This window comes from Veronia nyctiphanis, assembly GCF_004116385.1.
In the GTDB taxonomy this organism is placed as follows: domain Bacteria; phylum Pseudomonadota; class Gammaproteobacteria; order Enterobacterales; family Vibrionaceae; genus Veronia; species Veronia nyctiphanis.
The window spans coordinates 300,862-320,160 of record NZ_PEIB01000001.1 but is presented as its reverse complement, the minus strand read 5'-3'; the positions used below and the strand labels follow the sequence as shown (position 1 = coordinate 320,160).

At 47.4% G+C, this 19,299-nt stretch carries 15 protein-coding genes and 5 pseudogenes; 3 read left to right on the top strand and 17 right to left on the bottom strand.

The window, feature by feature from the left end:
• Window positions 1-15 precede the first annotated feature (15 nt).
• From tmk to yceD, 11 genes and pseudogenes are all read right to left on the bottom strand, one after another.
• Window positions 16-648 (bottom strand): dTMP kinase, encoded by a 633-nt coding sequence (gene tmk, locus CS022_RS01515; protein ID WP_129120795.1) that lies wholly within the window; start codon window positions 646-648, stop codon window positions 16-18.
• Window positions 645-1,658, bottom strand: coding sequence for an endolytic transglycosylase MltG (gene mltG, locus CS022_RS01510; protein ID WP_129120794.1), 1,014 nt, complete (start codon window positions 1,656-1,658; stop codon window positions 645-647). The genes tmk and mltG overlap by 4 nt, the downstream gene beginning before the upstream one ends.
• Window positions 1,652-2,461 (bottom strand): aminodeoxychorismate lyase, encoded by an 810-nt coding sequence (pabC, locus tag CS022_RS01505; protein WP_161569522.1) that lies wholly within the window; start codon window positions 2,459-2,461, stop codon window positions 1,652-1,654. Before pabC ends, mltG begins: the two co-directional genes overlap by 7 nt.
• A gap of 87 nt (window positions 2,462-2,548) precedes the next feature.
• Entirely contained in the window at window positions 2,549-3,805 is a 1,257-nt protein-coding gene (fabF, locus tag CS022_RS01500) for a beta-ketoacyl-ACP synthase II (RefSeq protein WP_268967845.1), read from the bottom strand.
• A 71-nt stretch (window positions 3,806-3,876) separates the two neighbouring features.
• Window positions 3,877-4,110, bottom strand: coding sequence for an acyl carrier protein (gene acpP / locus CS022_RS01495; RefSeq protein WP_129120792.1), 234 nt, complete (start codon window positions 4,108-4,110; stop codon window positions 3,877-3,879).
• A gap of 146 nt (window positions 4,111-4,256) precedes the next feature.
• Window positions 4,257-4,991 carry a 3-oxoacyl-ACP reductase FabG gene (gene fabG / locus CS022_RS01490; protein ID WP_129120791.1) on the bottom strand — a complete coding sequence of 245 codons (735 nt, stop codon included), beginning with the start codon at window positions 4,989-4,991 and terminating at the stop codon, window positions 4,257-4,259.
• A 52-nt stretch (window positions 4,992-5,043) separates the two neighbouring features.
• Window positions 5,044-5,967 (bottom strand): ACP S-malonyltransferase, encoded by a 924-nt coding sequence (gene fabD, locus CS022_RS01485; protein WP_129120790.1) that lies wholly within the window; start codon window positions 5,965-5,967, stop codon window positions 5,044-5,046.
• Between the two features lie 13 nt (window positions 5,968-5,980).
• A pseudogene (locus CS022_RS01480) lies at window positions 5,981-6,942 on the bottom strand (beta-ketoacyl-ACP synthase III).
• 5 nt (window positions 6,943-6,947) lie between these two features.
• A pseudogene (plsX, locus tag CS022_RS01475) lies at window positions 6,948-7,972 on the bottom strand (phosphate acyltransferase PlsX).
• Between the two features lie 9 nt (window positions 7,973-7,981).
• A complete protein-coding gene (gene rpmF, locus CS022_RS01470) occupies window positions 7,982-8,152 on the bottom strand; it encodes a 50S ribosomal protein L32 (protein ID WP_068899683.1) in 171 nt (56 codons plus the stop codon).
• Between the two features lie 5 nt (window positions 8,153-8,157).
• Window positions 8,158-8,687, bottom strand: a pseudogene (gene yceD, locus CS022_RS01465) (23S rRNA accumulation protein YceD).
• A 266-nt stretch (window positions 8,688-8,953) separates the two neighbouring features.
• Between yceD and CS022_RS01460 the strand changes: the two are divergent.
• The gene (locus CS022_RS01460; RefSeq protein WP_129120789.1) at window positions 8,954-9,547 is read left to right on the top strand and encodes a Maf family protein; all 594 of its coding nucleotides are present in this window, start codon (window positions 8,954-8,956) and stop codon (window positions 9,545-9,547) included.
• Window positions 9,548-9,573: 26 nt separating this feature from the next.
• Here CS022_RS01460 and CS022_RS01455 read toward each other — a convergent pair whose 3' ends face one another.
• A complete protein-coding gene (locus tag CS022_RS01455; RefSeq protein WP_129120788.1) occupies window positions 9,574-10,233 on the bottom strand; it encodes an HAD family hydrolase in 660 nt (219 codons plus the stop codon).
• The gene (rluC, locus tag CS022_RS01450; RefSeq protein WP_129120787.1) at window positions 10,230-11,174 is read right to left on the bottom strand and encodes a 23S rRNA pseudouridine(955/2504/2580) synthase RluC; all 945 of its coding nucleotides are present in this window, start codon (window positions 11,172-11,174) and stop codon (window positions 10,230-10,232) included. The genes CS022_RS01455 and rluC overlap by 4 nt, the downstream gene beginning before the upstream one ends.
• Window positions 11,175-11,610: 436 nt before the next feature.
• Here rluC and rne point away from each other — a divergent pair.
• Together rne and CS022_RS01440 are read left to right on the top strand one after the other, a co-directional pair.
• Window positions 11,611-14,740 (top strand): annotated as a pseudogene (rne, locus tag CS022_RS01445) (ribonuclease E).
• Between the two features lie 173 nt (window positions 14,741-14,913).
• Window positions 14,914-16,469: pseudogene (locus CS022_RS01440) on the top strand (SulP family inorganic anion transporter).
• Window positions 16,470-16,526: 57 nt separating this feature from the next.
• Here the strand turns inward: CS022_RS01440 and CS022_RS01435 are convergent.
• The 4 genes from CS022_RS01435 to CS022_RS01420 all read right to left on the bottom strand — a co-directional run bounded on the left by CS022_RS01435 (window position 16,527) and on the right by CS022_RS01420 (window position 19,123).
• Window positions 16,527-17,516 carry a WD40 repeat domain-containing protein gene (locus tag CS022_RS01435; RefSeq protein ID WP_129120786.1) on the bottom strand — a complete coding sequence of 330 codons (990 nt, stop codon included), beginning with the start codon at window positions 17,514-17,516 and terminating at the stop codon, window positions 16,527-16,529.
• A 135-nt stretch (window positions 17,517-17,651) separates the two neighbouring features.
• Window positions 17,652-18,338: a helix-turn-helix transcriptional regulator gene (locus CS022_RS01430; protein ID WP_129120785.1), complete on the bottom strand. Its 687-nt coding sequence runs from the start codon at window positions 18,336-18,338 to the stop codon at window positions 17,652-17,654.
• A gap of 24 nt (window positions 18,339-18,362) precedes the next feature.
• On the bottom strand, window positions 18,363-18,758 hold the full coding sequence (locus tag CS022_RS01425) for a DUF3224 domain-containing protein (protein WP_129120784.1): 396 nt from the start codon (window positions 18,756-18,758) through the stop codon (window positions 18,363-18,365).
• The gene (locus CS022_RS01420) at window positions 18,755-19,123 is read right to left on the bottom strand and encodes an antibiotic biosynthesis monooxygenase family protein (protein WP_129120783.1); all 369 of its coding nucleotides are present in this window, start codon (window positions 19,121-19,123) and stop codon (window positions 18,755-18,757) included. The genes CS022_RS01425 and CS022_RS01420 overlap by 4 nt, the downstream gene beginning before the upstream one ends.
• Window positions 19,124-19,299 lie beyond the last annotated feature (176 nt).

Here is a 19,299-nt window from a genome sequence, read left to right as displayed (position 1 = left end):
TGCCAAGGATAAATGTCAGCTAACATGTCTCAGCCACTCACTCAGCTTATTCTGAATATCATGAGCAACCGCTTCCATAGACTGCGAAGCATCAATAATAATCACAGAATCATCGGACTCTGCTAGCTCAAGATATCTAGCTCGTGCGCGCTGGAAGAACTCAATGTCATTTTGTTCGATACGATCTAGCTCACCGCGAGCCCTTGCTCTGTTTAACCCGATTATCGGATCAATATCCATATACAAGGTCAGAGCAGGGCGAAAATCAGCCAAAACCATATCTCTTAATGTCAGCATCATATTCGCGTCAAACCCTCGGCCTCCACCTTGATAAGCTTGAGATGACATATCGTGTCTATCACCCACAACCCATTTACCCTCAGACAGAGCTGGCTTGATGACATTCTCGACTAACTGAATACGCGCTGCATACATCAGAAGTAGCTCTGCCATGTCAGTAACTGGCTCATCGGGATGGCCTTGCTTAACCAACGTGCGCATTTGTTCTGCTAGAGGTGTGCCGCCTGGCTCTCGAGTTTGTGCAATATCTGAGATTCCAGCTGACTTGAGTGTTTCAAGTACCTTATTGATCGCAGTGGTTTTACCTGCCCCTTCCAGTCCTTCAACAACTAAAAATTTACCGTTCATTTTCTTCTTTGTATCTGAATAAGTTTCTTTACTGCCCGATTATGCTCAGACAACGTTTTTGAGAATGTGTGGCCGCCCGTCCCGTTTGCTACAAAATAGAAGTAAGGCGTTTTCTCAGGGTTCGCTGCTGCCATGATTGCTGCCGCACCTGGCATGGCAATCGGCGTAGGTGGCAAACCATTAATAACGTAGGTGTTATACGGCGTTTTTTCCCGCAAGTCCTTTTTGGTGATGTTACCTTGGAACTTATCACCCATACCATATATCACGGTCGGGTCCGTCTGTAATCGCATACGCTTGTTCAATCGATTGGCAAACACAGAGGCAACTTTTGGCCTCTCGCCATCCACCGCCGTCTCTTTTTCAACAATTGACGCAAGTGTCAGCAGTTCATAAGAGGTTTTTAAGGGTACCGATGTGTTCCTTTCGCTCCAGGCTTTCTCCAGCGCTTTATTCATCTCATCAGCTGCACGCTTGAGTATTGATAACTCCGATTGACCTGCAACGTAATGATAAGTCTCGGGTAACAACAAACCTTCCAATTTAGATTTCTTAACGCCAATTTTCTCAGCAATTTGCGCTTCACTGAGCGCCGCCGAATCATGAGTAAGGTAGCCAGTTTTCGCCAATTGTTCACGCCATTCACTAAAGCGGCTCCCTTCAACGAAGGTAATTGAAAACTGATGTTCCTTCCCCACCCGAAAGAGATCAAAGACGTCACGCAGGGTCATATCAGGTTTTACCAGATAAGTACCTGCGCGGAAGCTCGCCAGCTCAGGGTAGACTTTGGGAGCCCATCGAGACCAGTCAGATGGAGCAACCAATCCTTTCGTCTGTAAAACATTCAGCATCGATCTAAAATGCGCGCCTTCAGGAACCGTGACCAACTCCGGTGATTCCAAAACAACAGGTGTTGAAACATACTTTTCGATTTGCTGGGCCATCCATGAAAGCCCTGTTGCTGATCCTGCAACAATAATCAAAAGCAGTAATGCGATCTTTCTCAGCACGTACCCAACCTCTTATTAATTTTTTTCAGTGCGTCACGATTTTTTAATCGATGTGTTACGAACTGATTCACGGGTACTAGCCCCATTAATGTATTGGTGATAAATATTTCATCTGCATCAAGCAGCGATTCTGGTTTATGCAGCACCTCTTCGACACTCAATCCTTCTTCTTCTGCTGCTAACACCACTTTTTGTTTCATAATTCCTTCAACACCAGAATATTTGAGTGTCGGCGTGAAGATTCGGTTTCCCTTCCGCCAAAAAAGGTTAGATGCGGATGTTTCAATCATAAAACCATTTATATCGCACAGGACGCCATCTTCAGCATCCAGTGCGTCTAACTCAGACTTCGCCATTACCTGCTCAAGCCGATTCAAGTGCTTTAACCCTGCCAGAGGAGATAACCCCAGTTTGGTATTAAGCAATTCCAGTCGAATACCTTTACTTTGCCAGCAGTCATAATGATCAGGAAACGCGCTCAATGAGATAATGACAGAAGGGTCGTTGCAACCATTAGGACTGTAGCCTCGCCCACCCTTACCTCGAGTAATTACGATTTTTAACACCAATCTCGCTTCATCTACCTTGGAGCACGCGTTTTTTACCCAATACTCAAGCAGAGACCAGTTATCGAACGGAATATGTAAACGCGTTGTCGATAGCCTGAGTCGTTCGAGATGCAAAGGCCAGTCCATCGGTGCTGAATCGTTTAAAAACACGGTAGTAAAGCAGCCATCGCCATATTGTAAGCCGCGATCCATCACATTGATGTCAAGGGTTTCTTTGCCATTGACCCAGATCATTACCGAGCTCCCATCCATGTTGATTACTAAAACAAAAAAACGGCCCGATACGCAATATCGAGCCGTTTTATATAGTATCAGATGCTATCAGATTTTCTTAAAAATCAATGAGCCGTTCGTTCCACCGAAACCAAATGAATTACACAGCGCGTAATCCATTTTTACGTCTCTCGCTTCGTGAGGGACATAATCGAGGTCACAACCTTCACCCGGGTTGTCTAAATTAATTGTTGGTGGAACAGCTTGGTCAACCAGTGACATCGCTGTGATGATTGCTTCTACAGAACCAGCGGCACCTAGCAAGTGGCCTGTCATCGATTTTGTCGATGAAACCAGTGTTTTATCCGCTGAGTCGCCTAAAGCAAGACGAATACCTTTCGTCTCGGCCACATCACCTGCTGGCGTTGATGTACCGTGCGCATTAACGTAGCCAATCTGTGAAGGGTCAATACCCGCGTCACGAATAGCCGCTTTCATTGCAAGCGCTCCACCGGAACCGTCTTCGCTTGGAGAGGTCATATGGAACGCATCACCACTCATACCAAAGCCGACAAGTTCGCAGTATATTTTCGCACCGCGGGCTTTCGCACTTTCGTATTCTTCAAGCACCATGATGCCTGCGCCATCGCCCAGAACGAAACCATCACGATCCTGATCCCAAGGACGTGAAGCAGCTTGAGGATCATCATTACGGGTTGACAGTGCTTTTGCTGCAGCAAAGCCACCCATACCCAGTTCGGTTGATGCTTTTTCTGCACCACCAGCAACCATCGCATCAGCATCGCCGTAAGCAATCATACGAGCAGCGTGGCCAATGTTGTGAAGACCTGTTGTGCATGCTGTAGAAATAGCGATATTTGGACCACGAAGACCATAGTTTATTGAAACATGGCCAGCAATCATGTTAACGATCGTAGACGGAACGAAGAATGGACTGATTTTACGTGGGCCTTTTTCTAAGTATGCTTGGTGGTTTGTTTCAATCAAACCCAAGCCACCGATACCAGAACCGATAGCAACACCTATACGATCGGCGTTTTCTTCTGATATCTCCAGACCAGAGTCTTTCAGAGCCTGCACGCTTGCAGCGATACCGTATTGGATGAACAAGTCCATTTTTCGGGCATCTTTCTTTGAGAGGTACTCTTCACAGTTAAAGTCGTTAACCAAACCAGCAAAGCGGGTAGCGAATGCACTGGCGTCAAAGTGTGCGATATTCTCGATACCGCTCGTACCTGCCAGCAGTGCCTTCCATGATGATTCAACGGTGTTACCTACAGGGGACAGCATGCCCATGCCAGTGACAACAACACGACGCTTAGTACGATGATTTTCTCCGGAGATGATTAATAATTTTCTGTGTGCCAAAAACAACACAGGCGGTCATATGACCGCCTGATATGAACATGCCTCAATTATTGAGCGCTGTTCACGTAGTCGATAGCTGCTTGAACAGTAGTGATCTTCTCAGCTTCTTCGTCTGGAATCTCGGTATCGAACTCTTCTTCCAGAGCCATAACCAGCTCTACTGTATCCAGAGAGTCAGCACCTAGGTCGTCTACGAATGATGCTTCATTCTTTACTTCAGCATCGTCCACACCCAGTTGCTCAACGATGATTTTTTTTACGCGTTCTTCAATGTTGCTCATATTAATACTAGTCCTTACAAGATTCGCAGATGCGATATGTGCAGTAGTTTATTCAATAACGTGGAAGTTGCAACACCCGCAATGCTGGTCAAACCACGATTTGGTCATAGTTTGAACTTCGTCATTACGAGTTGCAACGACAACGGTTAAATCATGTACATCCCGCCGTTAACATGCAGCGTTTCGCCTGTAATATAGGCAGCATCGTCTGATGCTAAAAATGCTACAGTTGCTGCAATTTCGCGCGGTTCTCCCAGTCTTCCGGCAGGAACCTGCGCCAAAGTCGCAGCACGCTGGTCGTCGTTCAGCGCATCTGTCATATCAGTCGCGATGAAACCAGGGGCTACAGTATTTACGGTAATGCCTCGTGATGCAACCTCGCGAGCCATTGATTTAGTAAAACCGATTACACCAGCCTTTGCGGCAGCGTAGTTGGCTTGACCTGCATTACCCATGGTACCAACCACTGAGCCAACGTTGATAACACGGCCTTTACGCTTTTTCATCATCGCACGCAGTACCGCTTTTGACATGCGGAAAATAGACGTCAGGTTCGTATCCATGATGTCCTGCCATTCGTCATCTTTCATACGCATCAACAGGTTATCGCGGGTAATGCCCGCATTGTTCACCAGAACATCGATATCGCCAAACTCTTCTTTAATCGACTTTAAAACCGATTCGATAGATTCGGGAGATGTCACGTTTAACGCAAAGCCTTTGCCATTATCACCTAGATAATCACTGATAGCAGCCGCACCACCTTCAGATGTAGCTGTACCGATAACTGTTGCGCCACGCTCAACAAATAGTTCAGCGATTGCGCGACCAATTCCACGACTCGCACCCGTTACCAGTGCAATTTTACCGTCTAGGTTCATTTTCCTTATCCTTTATTTAACGGCCCGACACTTCAGGCCATCTATTCATTTTTTAGCGCGCAGCTTCAAGGCTTGCGGAGTCATTCACAGCAGCAGCAGAAAGCTGACGATTAATCCGTTTTGTCAGCCCAGTCAGTACTTTACCTGGTCCCATTTCCAGTAACACTTCAACACCCTGCTCAGCCATTTTCTCGACACCTTCAGCCCAACGAACAGGGCCGTAAAGCTGACGAACCAAAGCGTCTTTGATTGCCGCCGGATCAGTTTCCGATGCAACATCAGCGTTGTTGATAACGGGAATAGACGGTGCTGAAAAAGTAATAGCTTCAAGCGCTTCGGCAAGTTTATCGGCCGCAGGCTTCATCAGCGCACAATGAGAGGGTACAGAGACAGGCAGAGGCATCGCACGCTTAGCGCCTGCTTCTTTACACAAAACGTTTGCACGCTCAACCGCTTCTTTGTTGCCAGCAATAACAACTTGGCCAGGCGAATTGTAGTTAACGGGAGATACTACTTGCCCTTCCGCCGCTTGATCACAGGCCTTAGCGATAGCATCGTTATCAAGGCCGATAATGGCTGACATAGCACCAACACCCGCAGGAACAGCTTGCTGCATAAGTTGACCACGAAGCTCGACGAGTTTTACCGCCTCTTTAAAATCAATAACTCCTGCGCATACGAGCGCTGAGTATTCACCCAAACTATGACCAGCCAACACAATTGGCGCTTCACCGCCCTGTTGCTGCCAGACACGCCAAACAGCGACAGACGCTGTCAAAAGTGCAGGCTGAGTGCGGTGTGTCTCGTTCAGGTCTTCAACTGGTCCGTTTTGAACTAGTTCCCATAAATCGTATCCAAGCACATTTGATGCTTCAGCGAATGTCGCTTTTACGACATCAAATTTTTCTGCCAGTTCAGACAACATACCGACAGCTTGCGAACCCTGACCTGGAAAAACTGCTGCAAAATTGGACATTAAATATTCCCTCTTAAAACTTAACTAACGCTGAGCCCCAGGCAAAACCGCCGCCAAAGGCTTCGAGCAACAACGTCTGACCACGTTGAATTCGACCGTCTCTTACGGCTTCATCAAGTGCGGTGGGCACTGAAGCCGCTGATGTGTTTCCATGCTTGTCCAAAGTGATAACAACTTGGTCCATAGACATAGAGAGTTTTTTAGCGGTCGCTTTAATGATTCGATAATTTGCCTGATGAGGTATCAGCCAGTCAATTTCTGACTTATCCATTTGATTGGCATCCAGCGTTTCAGCAACGATATTTGCTAGCTGGGTCACTGCCACTTTGAAAACGTCATTACCCGCCATTTCGAGAAAATAACTCTCCTCAGAAGACGGATTATCTTTTCTTTCTGGCACTTTCAGGCTAAGAAGCTTGCCAAATTTACCATCGGCGCGAAGATGCGTTGACAGACGCCCGGCTCTTCTGACGCAGATAACACGACAGCACCCGCTCCATCACCGAACAGAATAATTGTTGAGCGATCGACAGGATCACATGTATGTGAAAGGCGGTCTGAGCCTACGACCAAAACGTTACTCGCCATACCAGACTTAACATATTGATCAGCAACGCTTAACGCGTAAACAAACCCTGAGCAAGCCGCCGCTACATCAAACGCTGGACATCCGCTGATCCCAAGCATTGCCTGAATCTGACAGGCCGCTGCGGGAAAAGCCTGCTCACCGCTGGTCGTAGCGACAACAATCAGGTCTATGTCTTCGTTAGCCAAACCCGCCATTTCAATCGCGCGACATGATGCTTCGTATCCCATCATGGCAACAGTTTCATCGCTGTTAGCTATTCGGCGTTCTTTAATTCCGGTTCGTGTGGTGATCCACTCATCGCTGGTATCAACCATTTTTTCTAGATCCGCATTTGAGCGAACCCCTGCAGGCAGATAGCTGCCTGTGCCTGAAATCTTACTAAACATGAAGGTTAATAATGCCTCTCAAGTAAAACGGCTTCCAAACGGTCACTTATTTTTTTTGGTAATTGCCGTTCGATTTCGTGAACTGCCTCTGCAATTGCGTGCACAAACGCAGCCACATCTGCCTTCCGTGACTTTTCACTACAATACCGCGCAATCCTAGCAGACTTGCGCCATTATACTGGTCGGGGTTCAGGTGCTTTAACTCTTTCAACTGTTCACTAAACAGCCACTTAGCAATGAATTTTTTTACCGGATGGGAAAAAAGCGTCTCGGTAACTTTGCTTAAAAACAGTTTGGCGACCCCTTCACTGGTTTTAAGTGAGATATTTCCGACAAAGCCATCACAGACTATCACGTCAGCATTTCCGGTATAAAGCTGGTCACCCTCTACATAGCCTACATAATCAAGTGACTGACACTGCTGCAACATTTCCGAGCAACGTTTCACCAAATCATTGCCTTTAATTTCTTCCTCACCAATGTTTAATAATGCAACTCTGGGCTGCTTGTCCATTTGCTCTTCAGCAATAACAGCGCCCATAACAGCGAACTGAAATAGAGTGTCGGCATCAACAGAAACATTGGCACCCAAGTCAAGTAACCACACCGCATCACCAAACATGTTGGGAAGTGCAGAGACCAGTGCGGGACGATCAACGCCCGGAAGTAGCTTAAGGATATATTTCGACAGTGCCATTAAAGCACCTGTATTACCAGCACTGACGCACGCATCTGCCTGGTTTTCGGACACCAGATCTAACGCAATTCGCATTGAACTGTCTTTGCTGTTTCTCAGTGCTTGGGAGGGCCTTTCATCATTACCGATACTTTTGGCCGCATGACGAATAGAGAGGCGGGGATGATCAAGTTGATCAAGATGTTTTAATTGAGTGGTAATTTGCGATTTATCACCGACGAGAATGATTTCTAGCGAGGGAAAATGCAACAATGCCTGCACGGAGGCAGGCACTGTTACCTGAGGACCGAAATCCCCACCCATCGCATCAAGTGCAATGGTAAGACCAGTCAAGGTTCAACCTTACTTGTTGATAACCTTGCGGCCACGGTAGAAACCGTCAGCAGTCACATTGTGACGCAGGTGAGTTTCACCAGAAGTTGCATCTACAGATACTGCTTCAGTACCCAGTGCATCGTGTGAACGACGCATACCACGCTTAGAACGGGTTTTACGGTTCTGTTGTACGGCCATTGACCCTACTCCTCGTTACTTTGCTTAAAGTTTTTCAAAACGGCAAATGGATTCGGACGCTCATCAGCAAGTGGGATTTCCCCATATACCATGTTCTCGGAGTTGACTTTACAGTCTTCCTCTTTGTGCATGGCAACCTGCGGCAATGCCACAATCAGTTCGTCTTCGACGAGCTGAATCAGGTTAATCTCACCATTTTCGTCGACTATCGCCGGCTCATAAGCATCCGGTAAATCATCAGCCTGATCATCATTGACGACCGGACAATATATAAATTCAATTTCACAGCGGTGTGAGTAATTTTCCCAACAACGCTGACATTCAAGGGTCACATCGACTGTTGCGTCACCGCGAACAATCTTGAGTCCCTGAACATCTACGTCAAAAGAGAGTTTTACCTCTGCATCACTGATCACACCTTCAGTTGCCTCAGCAAGACGCTCAAGTTCCTTTCCCGGATGATACCATCATAGTCAAGTCGCTTTTGCGCACTGCGAAACGGGTCAACCGTCAGCGGTAGCTTTACCTTTTGCATAGGGCGCGAATATTAGCCTTCAAACAGGCCTGAGTCAAAGGAAATTACATCTTAAATGCGACTCTCAAAGACCCTGGCATTGATAAAGTTGAATTTGGTTACTTTCTGCACAACAGGCACTTAGCGAAGCTTGTGGTTAAAAACATTGGCTTGCATATAAGATAATCGGCTTTGTGCGGTAGATCGCCAAACTCCTCGAAACTCAAAGTGTATGTCATTACACTGTTCGATGCCTATATAGAATCAGCCCTCGGAGACATTTTTTCATGGCACCATCACTCATTCTCGCCTCAGGATCAAAATATCGTGCAGAGTTGCTTGGCAAACTCTCACTTCCTTTCACTACCCACTCTCCAGACATTGACGAAACTCCGCTGAAGAATGAGTCTGCTCAAACATTAGTTAAACGCCTCGCAGAGACAAAAGCACGGGCATGTGAAGATGTTTCCAGCAATGCATTGATTATTGGCTCCGATCAAGTATGTGTCATTGATGGATTGATTCTCGGCAAGCCGCACACGGATGAGAAAGCCATCAAGCAGCTATTGGCGGCGTCGGGTAAGAAAGTGACATTCTATACCGGACTGTGTTTGTACAATACCTCGTCACAGAGAGCACACCTTGATGTTGAAGCATTTCATGTTCATTTCCGTTTTTTGAGCCAAGAGGAAATCGAAACCTATGTGAAGCTCGAACAACCGCTCGACTGCGCAGGAAGCTTTAAATCGGAAGGACTTGGCATCAGCCTTTTCGAACGATTAGAAGGGAGAGATCCAAATACCTTAATTGGTCTTCCCCTCATACGTTTGCTTGAGATGCTGAAAGACGAGGGTGTTTCACCACTTCTGGGAAGAGGCTAAACAGCACAATCACTGTCTACTCTGTGTCACTGTTCGAGTAACTCTTGCAGGTCGTCGGCGATTGCTATCGGTTGATATTGCTCTAAGATCTCTCTGTCAGCAACACCGTGAGTAAGTCCTAAAGCATCAACGCCTGCATTGACCGCCAATTGCATGTCGTGATGGCTGTCACCGATCAAAAGCGCATCAGATGGGCGGCAATTGAGTTTCTCCAGAATCTCGACAACCATTTTTGGATCTGGCTTTGAGGCTGTTTCATCAGAGCAGCGAGTTGCATCGAAGAAGTCCAGCAACGCGTTATTGGCAAGGTCTTTATCCAGTCCGTGACGTTTCTTCCCGGTCGCAACAGCTATTAGCTGCCCATTTGCTTTTAGCTGGTCAAGCAGCAAGAGCGCAGAATGAAATAGCTGCTTGCCGACGCTATGGTCAGCAAAAAATGCATCACGAAAAGCAACGAGCCAACTCTCCTGCTGCAAGTTACTGGCATCTGGGTAAAGCTCTGAAAAAGCAACTTCAATGCTCTGACCAATCGTCGCCTTGAACTCTTCATCAGTCCTTACTGGTAAATCAGGTATGCTGGACGCCGCACGATGGAAGCTATCAATAATCTTTGGGACAGAATCCATTAAGGTGCCATCCCAATCAAAGATAATCAGCTTGTACCTTGCCAGCATACTTTGGCTCATAATTCTCTTAGGCCTTTTAGTGTTCTCTCTAACACTTTGTCCATCGATGCGGATATGTCCATTTGCTCACCTGATGAAGGGTGTTCAAATTTAATGTTCGCCGCATGCAAGAATAATCGGTTCAATCCGAATTTCTTAGTGTATGCATCAAATCGCTGGTCGCCATAACGATCGTCCCATGCCAGTGGGTGACCCGTATATTGTGCGTGAACACGTATCTGATGCGTTCTCCCTGTAATCGGACTTGCCTGCACCAAGGTCGCTTGCTCATATTTTTCTAAAATTTTAAAGCGTGTTTCTGAGGCCTTTCCGTTGGGGTTTACCCTTACAATACTGTTCACTTCATTTTTGAGCAGAGGCACCGTGACTTTTTTACACGATGGCTTCCAAGCCCCCATGACCAGTGCAAAATAATATTTCTGAACCGTCTTCTCTCTAAACTGAGCTTGAATATGACGAAGTGCAGAACGCTTTTTAGCGATCAACAGAATGCCGGATGTATCACGATCAATGCGATGAACCAGCTCAAGAAAGCGGGCATCGGGTCTCAACGCACGTAACGCTTCAATTGCGCCAAAGTGAAGACCACTACCACCATGAACTGCCGTACCGGATGGTTTATTGAGAACTAAAACGTGATCATCCTCGAAAATTACACATTTTTCCAACTCGGCGACTTTTTGTAATTTTGTACTGGGCGCAGCAGCCTGCGTGGTTTCTGGAACCTTAATAGGTGGAAGGCGAATAATGTCTCCTTCCTGAAGCTTATATTCGGGTTTTATGCGTTTTTTGTTCACTCGCACCTCTCCTTTACGAAGAACGCGATAAATCATACTTTTAGGGACGTTTTTGAGCCTATTTCGGAGAAAGTTATCAATCCGCTGGCCAGCAATGTCATCCGAAATATCGATGAATTGCACTTTTGGTTTATCTGTATTCATAGCCGATAATACTATCATGGTGATAAAGGAGTTTGCTGCAAAAAAGTGACCCTGTTATAGTTGCGGCTTAAAGCACGAAAGTTTACAGCTTTTTTGCTAGCGGTGACTAAAATATCACCAGATCAAATGTAAAATTACCGTTTTTCCTTCCCGCAGCAACTGGCGTAAGACGAGGACAGGTCAAACAAGCGTTAGTTTGTTGGCATGGTTTGATAGATGCCAGTGTATTAAGACTCACTCCCCGGAGGAGAACCAACTTTGTAAAGCGGCGCACACGTTTTTGCCGTATCAGTTGGTCATAAGTAATGCCCTAGAGCACCCCTGAATTCCAGCCGTGAGGTTGCACGTATTTTCAGACTTGGGGTCCGGCAGCATTGCGTGTTCATCACGCCACCGACAACTAATAACAACGACAAAAAAATCGAGATAAAAATTTATGAAGAGAATGTTGATCAACGCAACTCAAAAAGAGGAGTTGCGCGTCGCATTAGTTGACGGTCAGCGACTTTACGATTTGGACATTGAAAGTCCGGGTTTTGAATCTAAAAAAGCAAACATCTACAAAGGGCGTATCACTCGAATAGAGCCAAGTCTTGAAGCAGCGTTTGTTGATTATGGTTCCGAAAGACACGGATTCCTTCCCCTCAAAGAAATTGCCAAAGAATACTTTCCTAGCAATTACACCTATCAAGGCCGACCTAACATCAAAGAAGTGTTGAAAGAAGGTCAGGAAGTCATCGTTCAGGTTGATAAAGAAGAACGTGGTAACAAAGGTGCAGCTTTAACAACATTTATCTCCCTTGCGGGAAGCTACCTTGTACTGATGCCTAATAACCCTCGTGCTGGCGGTATTTCACGTCGTATCGAAGGTGAAGAGCGTAGTCAGCTCAAAGAGGCAATGTCAGGCCTTGAATTACCTCACGGTATGGGCCTGATTGTTCGTACAGCGGGTGTAGGTAAATCTGCTGAAGAACTTGAGTGGGATTTAAAAGTACTGCTCAATCATTGGAGTGCAGTGAAAGAAGCCGCTGATTCTAATCCAGCCCCTTTTCTCATCCATCAGGAAAGTAACGTGATTGCTCGTGCAATCCGAGACTATCTGCGCCGTGATATCGGCGAAATCCTTATCGATAGTGAGAAAGTTTTCGATCGTGCCAAAGATCATATCCAATTGGTGCGTCCAGATTTCATCCAGCGTGTAAAACGCTACGACAGCGATGTACCGCTGTTTAGCCACTACCAGATTGAAAGCCAGATCGAATCGGCGTTCCAGCGTGAAGTTCGTCTTCCGTCTGGTGGCTCTATCGTTATCGATCCGACAGAAGCACTGACCTCTATTGATATCAACTCTGCACGTGCAACGAAAGGCTCTGATATCGAAGAAACAGCACTACAGACCAACCTTGAAGCGGCAGACGAAATTGCCCGCCAGTTGCGCCTGCGCGACCTGGGTGGACTTGTTGTTATCGACTTCATCGATATGACGCCAGTTCGCCACCAACGTGAAGTGGAAAACCGTCTGCGCGAGGCTGTCCGTATGGACCGAGCACGTGTTCAGATTGGTCGTATTTCGCGTTTTGGACTGCTTGAAATGTCACGTCAGCGTCTGAGTCCATCTCTGGCGGAAGCAAGCCACCATATCTGCCCACGTTGTACAGGCACTGGGGTAATTCGTGATGTTGAATCCCTCGCTCTCTCAATTCTTCGACTGATTGAAGAAGAAGCGCTGAAAGAGAATACCGGTCAAGTAATGGCCATTGTGCCTGTTGATGTCGCTTCTTACTTACTCAACGAGAAGCGTCGTTCTGTCCAGCATGTTGAAAAGCACCACGAAGTGCGTGTTGTAGTCGTACCAAACTCCGCGATGGAAACACCACACTTTGAGGTCGTTCGCATTCGCACTGGCGACGAAAACCCGACACTTTCTTACCAGTTGCCAAAACAACTGGAAGATATGCGCGAAGCTGATGCCAAAGAAGAAGCTCAGACTGCTGCACCTGTGCGTAAACGCGAAGAGCCTGTTCTTCAAGGTTTTGCTGCACCGTCAACCCCTGCACCGACAGCACCTAGCAAGCCTGCTGCTGCAAAAACTGATAACGCGCAACCGGGTATTATTCAACGTATCTTCTCTTTCATCGGTAAATTATTTGCTGATTCACCGGAAGCAGAAGAGAAAACAACACAGGAACAACGCTCAACGTCAACCAAACGTGGTCAAGATAACCGTCGTGGACGCCGTCCTCAACGCGATGGTGAGCGTAACGACAGACGTCGTCGCAACAGCAAAGACGAACGCGGCGAGCGTGGCGAAAGAACAGATCGCAAAGCATCCGCTGAGCAACAAGGTGAAAGACCGAACAGGCGTCAGGGGCGCAAGAACACTGAGAAGCCAGAACCACGCCAGCGCAACAAGCAGACCCGTCCGCCAAAAGATGATCTGACAGAGCAAAAACCTGAACGCGGTGAAAAAGTTGCTAAAAGCAACAAGCCGGCGAAGCTGAATGTGTCGAAAAAGCGAACGTTGAGAAGACAGAAAAAGTTAAACAACGTCGTCAGCGCCGTAAGTTAAGTAAGAAAGTACGTGTCGCAGATGCTGCCAAAGTTGAAGCATCACCTGTTCAGGCAATTGGTGAAGCCGTCGCTGCAGATGCCAAGGTAGAACGTCAGCCTCAGCAGCGTCGTGACAATAACGACCAGCAAGAACGCGATGGGCAGCGTAGAAATCGCCGTTCACTTCGTCACCTGAGAGCAAGTGGTCAGCGTCGACGTAACCGCGATAACAATCATGCAGAGCGAGACCTAGAGCAGATCGAAAACATGGAGTCTACTGTCAGCGTCATTGCAAAACAGAAGACGCCTAGCCTGTCATCTGGTGTTGCATCGCCAGAGATGGCAATGGGCAAAGTGTGGCCATCTCGCTCAGTGAGTGTGTCAGCTGAAGAGTCTGTTGTTGATTTACCAGTTCAAGCGCCGACTGAAACTGTCGAGGTTCCACTTGGCGGTGTGGCAGCACCTGAAATGGCAATGGGCAAAGTGGTCGTGCGCCGTGACGATGAGGATCTTAACAGCTCTGCACAAGATGACCTCGCTGATGTCGCACCGATTGAGGTGAATCCGGTTGAGCCTGTTGCTGACGTCGCAGTCACAGAGGTAGCGGCGCCAGTGGCTGAGCAGAGCGTTGAAGCGACACCAGCCATTGCAACAGATAACAATGCTGAAGCTGACGTTACGCCAGAAGCGGACACAGCTGTCGCCCAAGATATCGCTCCAACTCAAAAGGGTGTTGCCAATGTAGAGCAAGTCGCTGTGCCAGAAGAAATAGAGGCGCCAGCCACACCAGTAGCCGTTGAAACGCCGGTTCGTCCATCAGAACCAGCAGTAGCAATCAATGGTGGTATCGTGGTCACAGCGCCAATGTCTAAGGCGCCAGGACCTGCGGTTGTGGCAGAGCTATCCAGCTTGCCGTGGCAACCTTTAAAGCGTCTCCATCACAAACCAAGCAGGCGGGCAGCCAGACGGCAACCAGTAAGGCAGAGGCTCCAGCCACCAAGCCTGAATACTGTTAATCAGTCTTTCGACCGAAAAGAGCCATGGATTCCATGGCTCTTTTTTTATCTCCCTTTCAGAAACATTGAAGGGTGTAACGAAACTAGTGTAGGATCCGGTGCTTTGTAAGCATAAAGCACCCAAGCGCTTAATGTCCGACTAACACACCAATAACAAATTTAAAGCGATCACAATGTTTGAATTTCCTCAGTTTTCACATCAATCCGTCAAGAATGACGTGTTGTCCGGTCTTACCGTGGCACTCGCACTTGTACCGGAAGCTGTCGCATTTGCTTTTGTAGCAAGTGTTGACCCAATGGTCGGCCTTTATGCCGCCTTTATTATGGGCCTTCTTACCGCAATATTAGGCGGTCGTCCCGGTATGATATCTGGTGCAACAGGTGCCATGGCCGTCGTTATGGTCAGCCTGGTTGTCGAGCATGGCGTCCAGTATCTCTTCGCAGCCGTTCTTCTGACAGGCTGATTCAGGTTTTAGCCGGTATTTTCAGGTTGGGTAAATTTATCCGAATGGTGCCTCACCCAGTCATGATTGGCTTTGTCAATGGTTTGGCTATCGTGATTTTCCTCGCCCAACTGGGTCAGTTTAAAGTCCCGGATGCTGTTGGCGATATGCAATGGCTTGAAAGCGGTCAAATGACCCTGATGCTTGGTCTTGTTGCAATTACCATGGGTATCATTCATTTCCTTCCAAAACTGACCACGGCGGTTCCCTCTTCTCTCGTCGCCATTATTGCCGTGACTGTCGCTGTTGTTGGGTTAGATCTGGATACACGCACTGTTGTTGACTTCCTCCGTTCGATGAGCGGTAACGCAGATGCAACGCTGGCGGGCGACCTGCCTTCGTTCGCATGGCCAGAAGTGCCGCTGACGTTGGAAACGTTCTATATCATTTTGCCTTATTCACTCATTCTGGCAGCGGTTGGCCTTATCGAATCGCTGTTGACACTCACGGTTGTTGATGAAATGACAGGCACACGTGGCCGTGGTAACCGTGAATGTGTGGGTCAGGGCGTTGCTAACGTGACCTGTTCTGTATTCGGTGCAATGGGTGGCTGTGCCATGATTGGTCAATCGATGATCAACATTAACTCAGGGGGACGAGGTCGTCTCTCTGGCATCACGGCGGCGCTGGCTTTACTTGGCTTTATCTTGTTTGCTTCATCGCTGATCGAAATGATCCCGCTTGCGGCATTGGTTGGCGTCATGTTCATGGTCGTTATCGGTACCTTTGAGTGGGCGACGTTTAAACTGGCACGTCGTGTACCTAAACGTGACTTCTTCGTTATCATTCTGGTGACTGGCGTAACCGTTATCACCGACCTTGCACTCGCAGTGCTTGTTGGTGTTATCGTTTCTGCACTGATGTTTGCTTGGGAGCACGCTAAACACATCTATGCTGAAAGCCACACCAACGAACAAGGCTCGAAAGTCTACGAGGTGAATGGCCCACTGTTCTTTGGATCAGTTGCCAATTTCCTTGAGCTGTTTGATGCGACAAACGACCCGAATGATGTGATTATTGATTTTGCTGATTCTAGGGTTGCTGATCACTCAGCTATCGAGGCTATCGATACGCTTGCCGAGCGATATAAGAAAGAAGGTAAAGCACTACATCTTCGCCACCTAAGCCCTGAATGCCATGCATTGCTTACCAAGGCAGGAAGTCTGGTTGAAGTGAACCGCAACGAAGACCCTACCTATCGCGTCGCAACCGATGTTTTGGGGTAAACAACCTCAGTAAATAAAAAAGCGAGCCAGTTGGCTCGCTTTTTTACGCATTGGTGCTTAATTTAGGCTTGCTGCCATCATTGGGCGTAAATTCCAGCTCTCCAAAACACCCTCTGAGCTCAAACTGTATAGATGGTCGTTATCATACATACCAATATCAAGCACCTTTACATCGTCGTCTGAACCATCAATCTTCCAACTACTCAGCTCATCGCCTTTGCGTCCATGCCAGCCGGTAATCTCTGAGGTCGGTGATGCGGTAACCAGTAAAGGCGTACCTTCGACAAACACAGCAGTGCGGAACCACTTAAAGCGTTTTGCATAAGAGAGGTCCGAGGGAGATTCAGACGATGCAAGGTGGACAATTTGCTGCTTTTTCATCACACCAGAAGCAAAAAACTTGTTAAAGCGTTTATCGACCGCGAGGCTGCTAATGCTCTTATCAAATTTATGCTCTTCAACCACTTTGCCAGAGTTAAAAGCCCAGCGTCTTACTTTGCCATCATCCCCCGCCGTTAAGAGTTGATTTCCTTGAGGGTTGAAATACAGGTGGTCAACTGACTTGCTATGGACTTGGTAGGTCTTGAGCCCTTTGCCTTTTCTAACCAGTGTCGTGACTGAACCATCAGAAAAGCCAACAGCCAGCCGAGTGCTATCGTCTGATAGCGCAAGCCCACGGATCTTGGCAAATTGGCCAGCACCAGAAAGGAAGTGCTCTTCGATTTTCTCGTTGGTCGCTACATCCCAGAAGGCAACCTGCCTGGCATTTGCTGTTACCAGCAAAGCATTGTCCTTTGACAATAAAATATCGACCAAGTCGCCTCTGATCGTGCCAGATGCAATTTCCAGCACTTTGGTCTTGAGCGTGTTTTCCCACACCTGAATGTTCTGTGCCGACGTCACAAGTGCAGTGAGGTTACCGTCGGTTGACAACGCACCCATTACTACTGGCGAGTCCGTAAACCTGAAGGTTGAGCTCGGTTCAATGTCCGACGTTTTCTCGCAGCCTACCAATATTACGGCCAGAAGAAGTAGAGTATTGCGCATGCCTTTTCACCATTTGTTTTTCTCTTCACTATGATGAAGCGGCTGAAGAAAAAAGTTCTCGAGTAATACTGATAATTCAGCAATTTGAATTTGGACTAATATCACAGTTATCAATATTACCCTGCTAATCCTCGCTTAAGAGAAGGTTCGATACCTTTGTAAATAGTGACGCAGCGATTTTTCATCAGAAAGTTCAAACTTGCGGTCTGTCACCACGAGTCCGGAGATCCGGTCCACCCGAAAACTACGGTAATCGTCCCGCAATTCACACCATGCTACCAAAGTCCAAACCTTCCCCCAGAATACCTGCCCCAGTGGCTGCACACAGCGTTTCGTCGCCACACCTTCCCCTGATAAGTAATCAAAGTAGATGATCTGATGGGAAGACACTGCATTTCGAATTGTCTCGCTCGCTGCCGCAAAGTCACTTTCAATGTGGAAGTCTGGCACCAGCACTGGGATTTGGTCTAATTGACGTTTTAAGTGATCGGGTAAGACTGACTGAATCTTGGCTGAGGCAGACTGACCTGCTTTAGCCAGGCCCTTATCAGACCATGCCCTGACCATTTTCATACCTACCTCTAATGCCATGGTTTCTTCTTCTGTAAACATCAGAGGTGGTAAGTGAGCACGCTTATCCAGCAGGTATCCAATACCGGCTTCTCCGGTAATGGGGACGCCAGAAAGCTGCAAAGACTGGATGTCACGGTAAATTGTCCGCTCACTGACATCCATTGCCTCTGAGAGTACCCTAGCAGTAACGGCATAACGACGAGCGCGAAGCAGCGTCAACAGCGCAAAAAGCCGTTCAGATTTATTCACCTGACACCTTATTCAATACCCGTCTTACCGAGGAAGATGATAGTCAAAATCATAATAATGTTGTCCTTGTTCAATACGAATTTGCATAGAACCCGTCAAGCCCTTGAGCTGATGCGTTCCTGAGTCAGGCACCACCTCAAGACAAAGCCGATCTTTACCATCTGCCATCACGCCAAAATGTTGTAAAACAAAAGAGCCGCTCAATCCATTTAAGATTCCACTGACTTCCTCAATCGCGACATATCCTGCAGACCCATTCTTGATAGTTCGAATGTTCAGCATTTCGCCCTTACTCTCCCCAGCGAGCGCTCCATGCAATACCTTATCAATGGACATTCTCGCCAGTCTGTTGCTCTCACTTCCTGAATGAAATACATCCAGGGAACCTAGGGTGACAGAAAATTCGCCGCTAACTATCATGCTATTTCTCCATGAGCCTGCTCCTGCTTTATTCCCTCATTGTTCATCCAAGTTTTACATCGACCCTGCATTTCTATCGAGCCATAAGACACGGCTAATGTGGTAGTGTCGACGTGAGACAACATGCGTCCTGCCGCTTCAAGCTGCATAAATTGTTTGCTGGCGTGTTGTGCCTCTTCAGCAGACTGCCACTGAATCACATCACTCCAGACGTTGTTATCCGGATTGTAACTTAATGAGCGATGAAGGAAACCGGGGAAGTGTTTAACCTTTTCCTGTGTCTGCTGGGCTGCTTCTAAAAATGCTTTTTTGTCGGCACTATCGTTCAATTGAAAAGTAATAATTTCGATACTTTGTGCTGTCATTGTTGTGTCTCCATTATTGAGTGAGTTCAACACCATCATAATGTCGGCTACTGACAGGATTTGTCAGGAGTGATTCTCGACGTTTGCAGCGAGCGCCCCCAACGCCCTTGTGTGGCATCTTGTAATGACTCCGGTATAATCCCGGCACTGTTATTACTTAACCTGAACCTGATCTA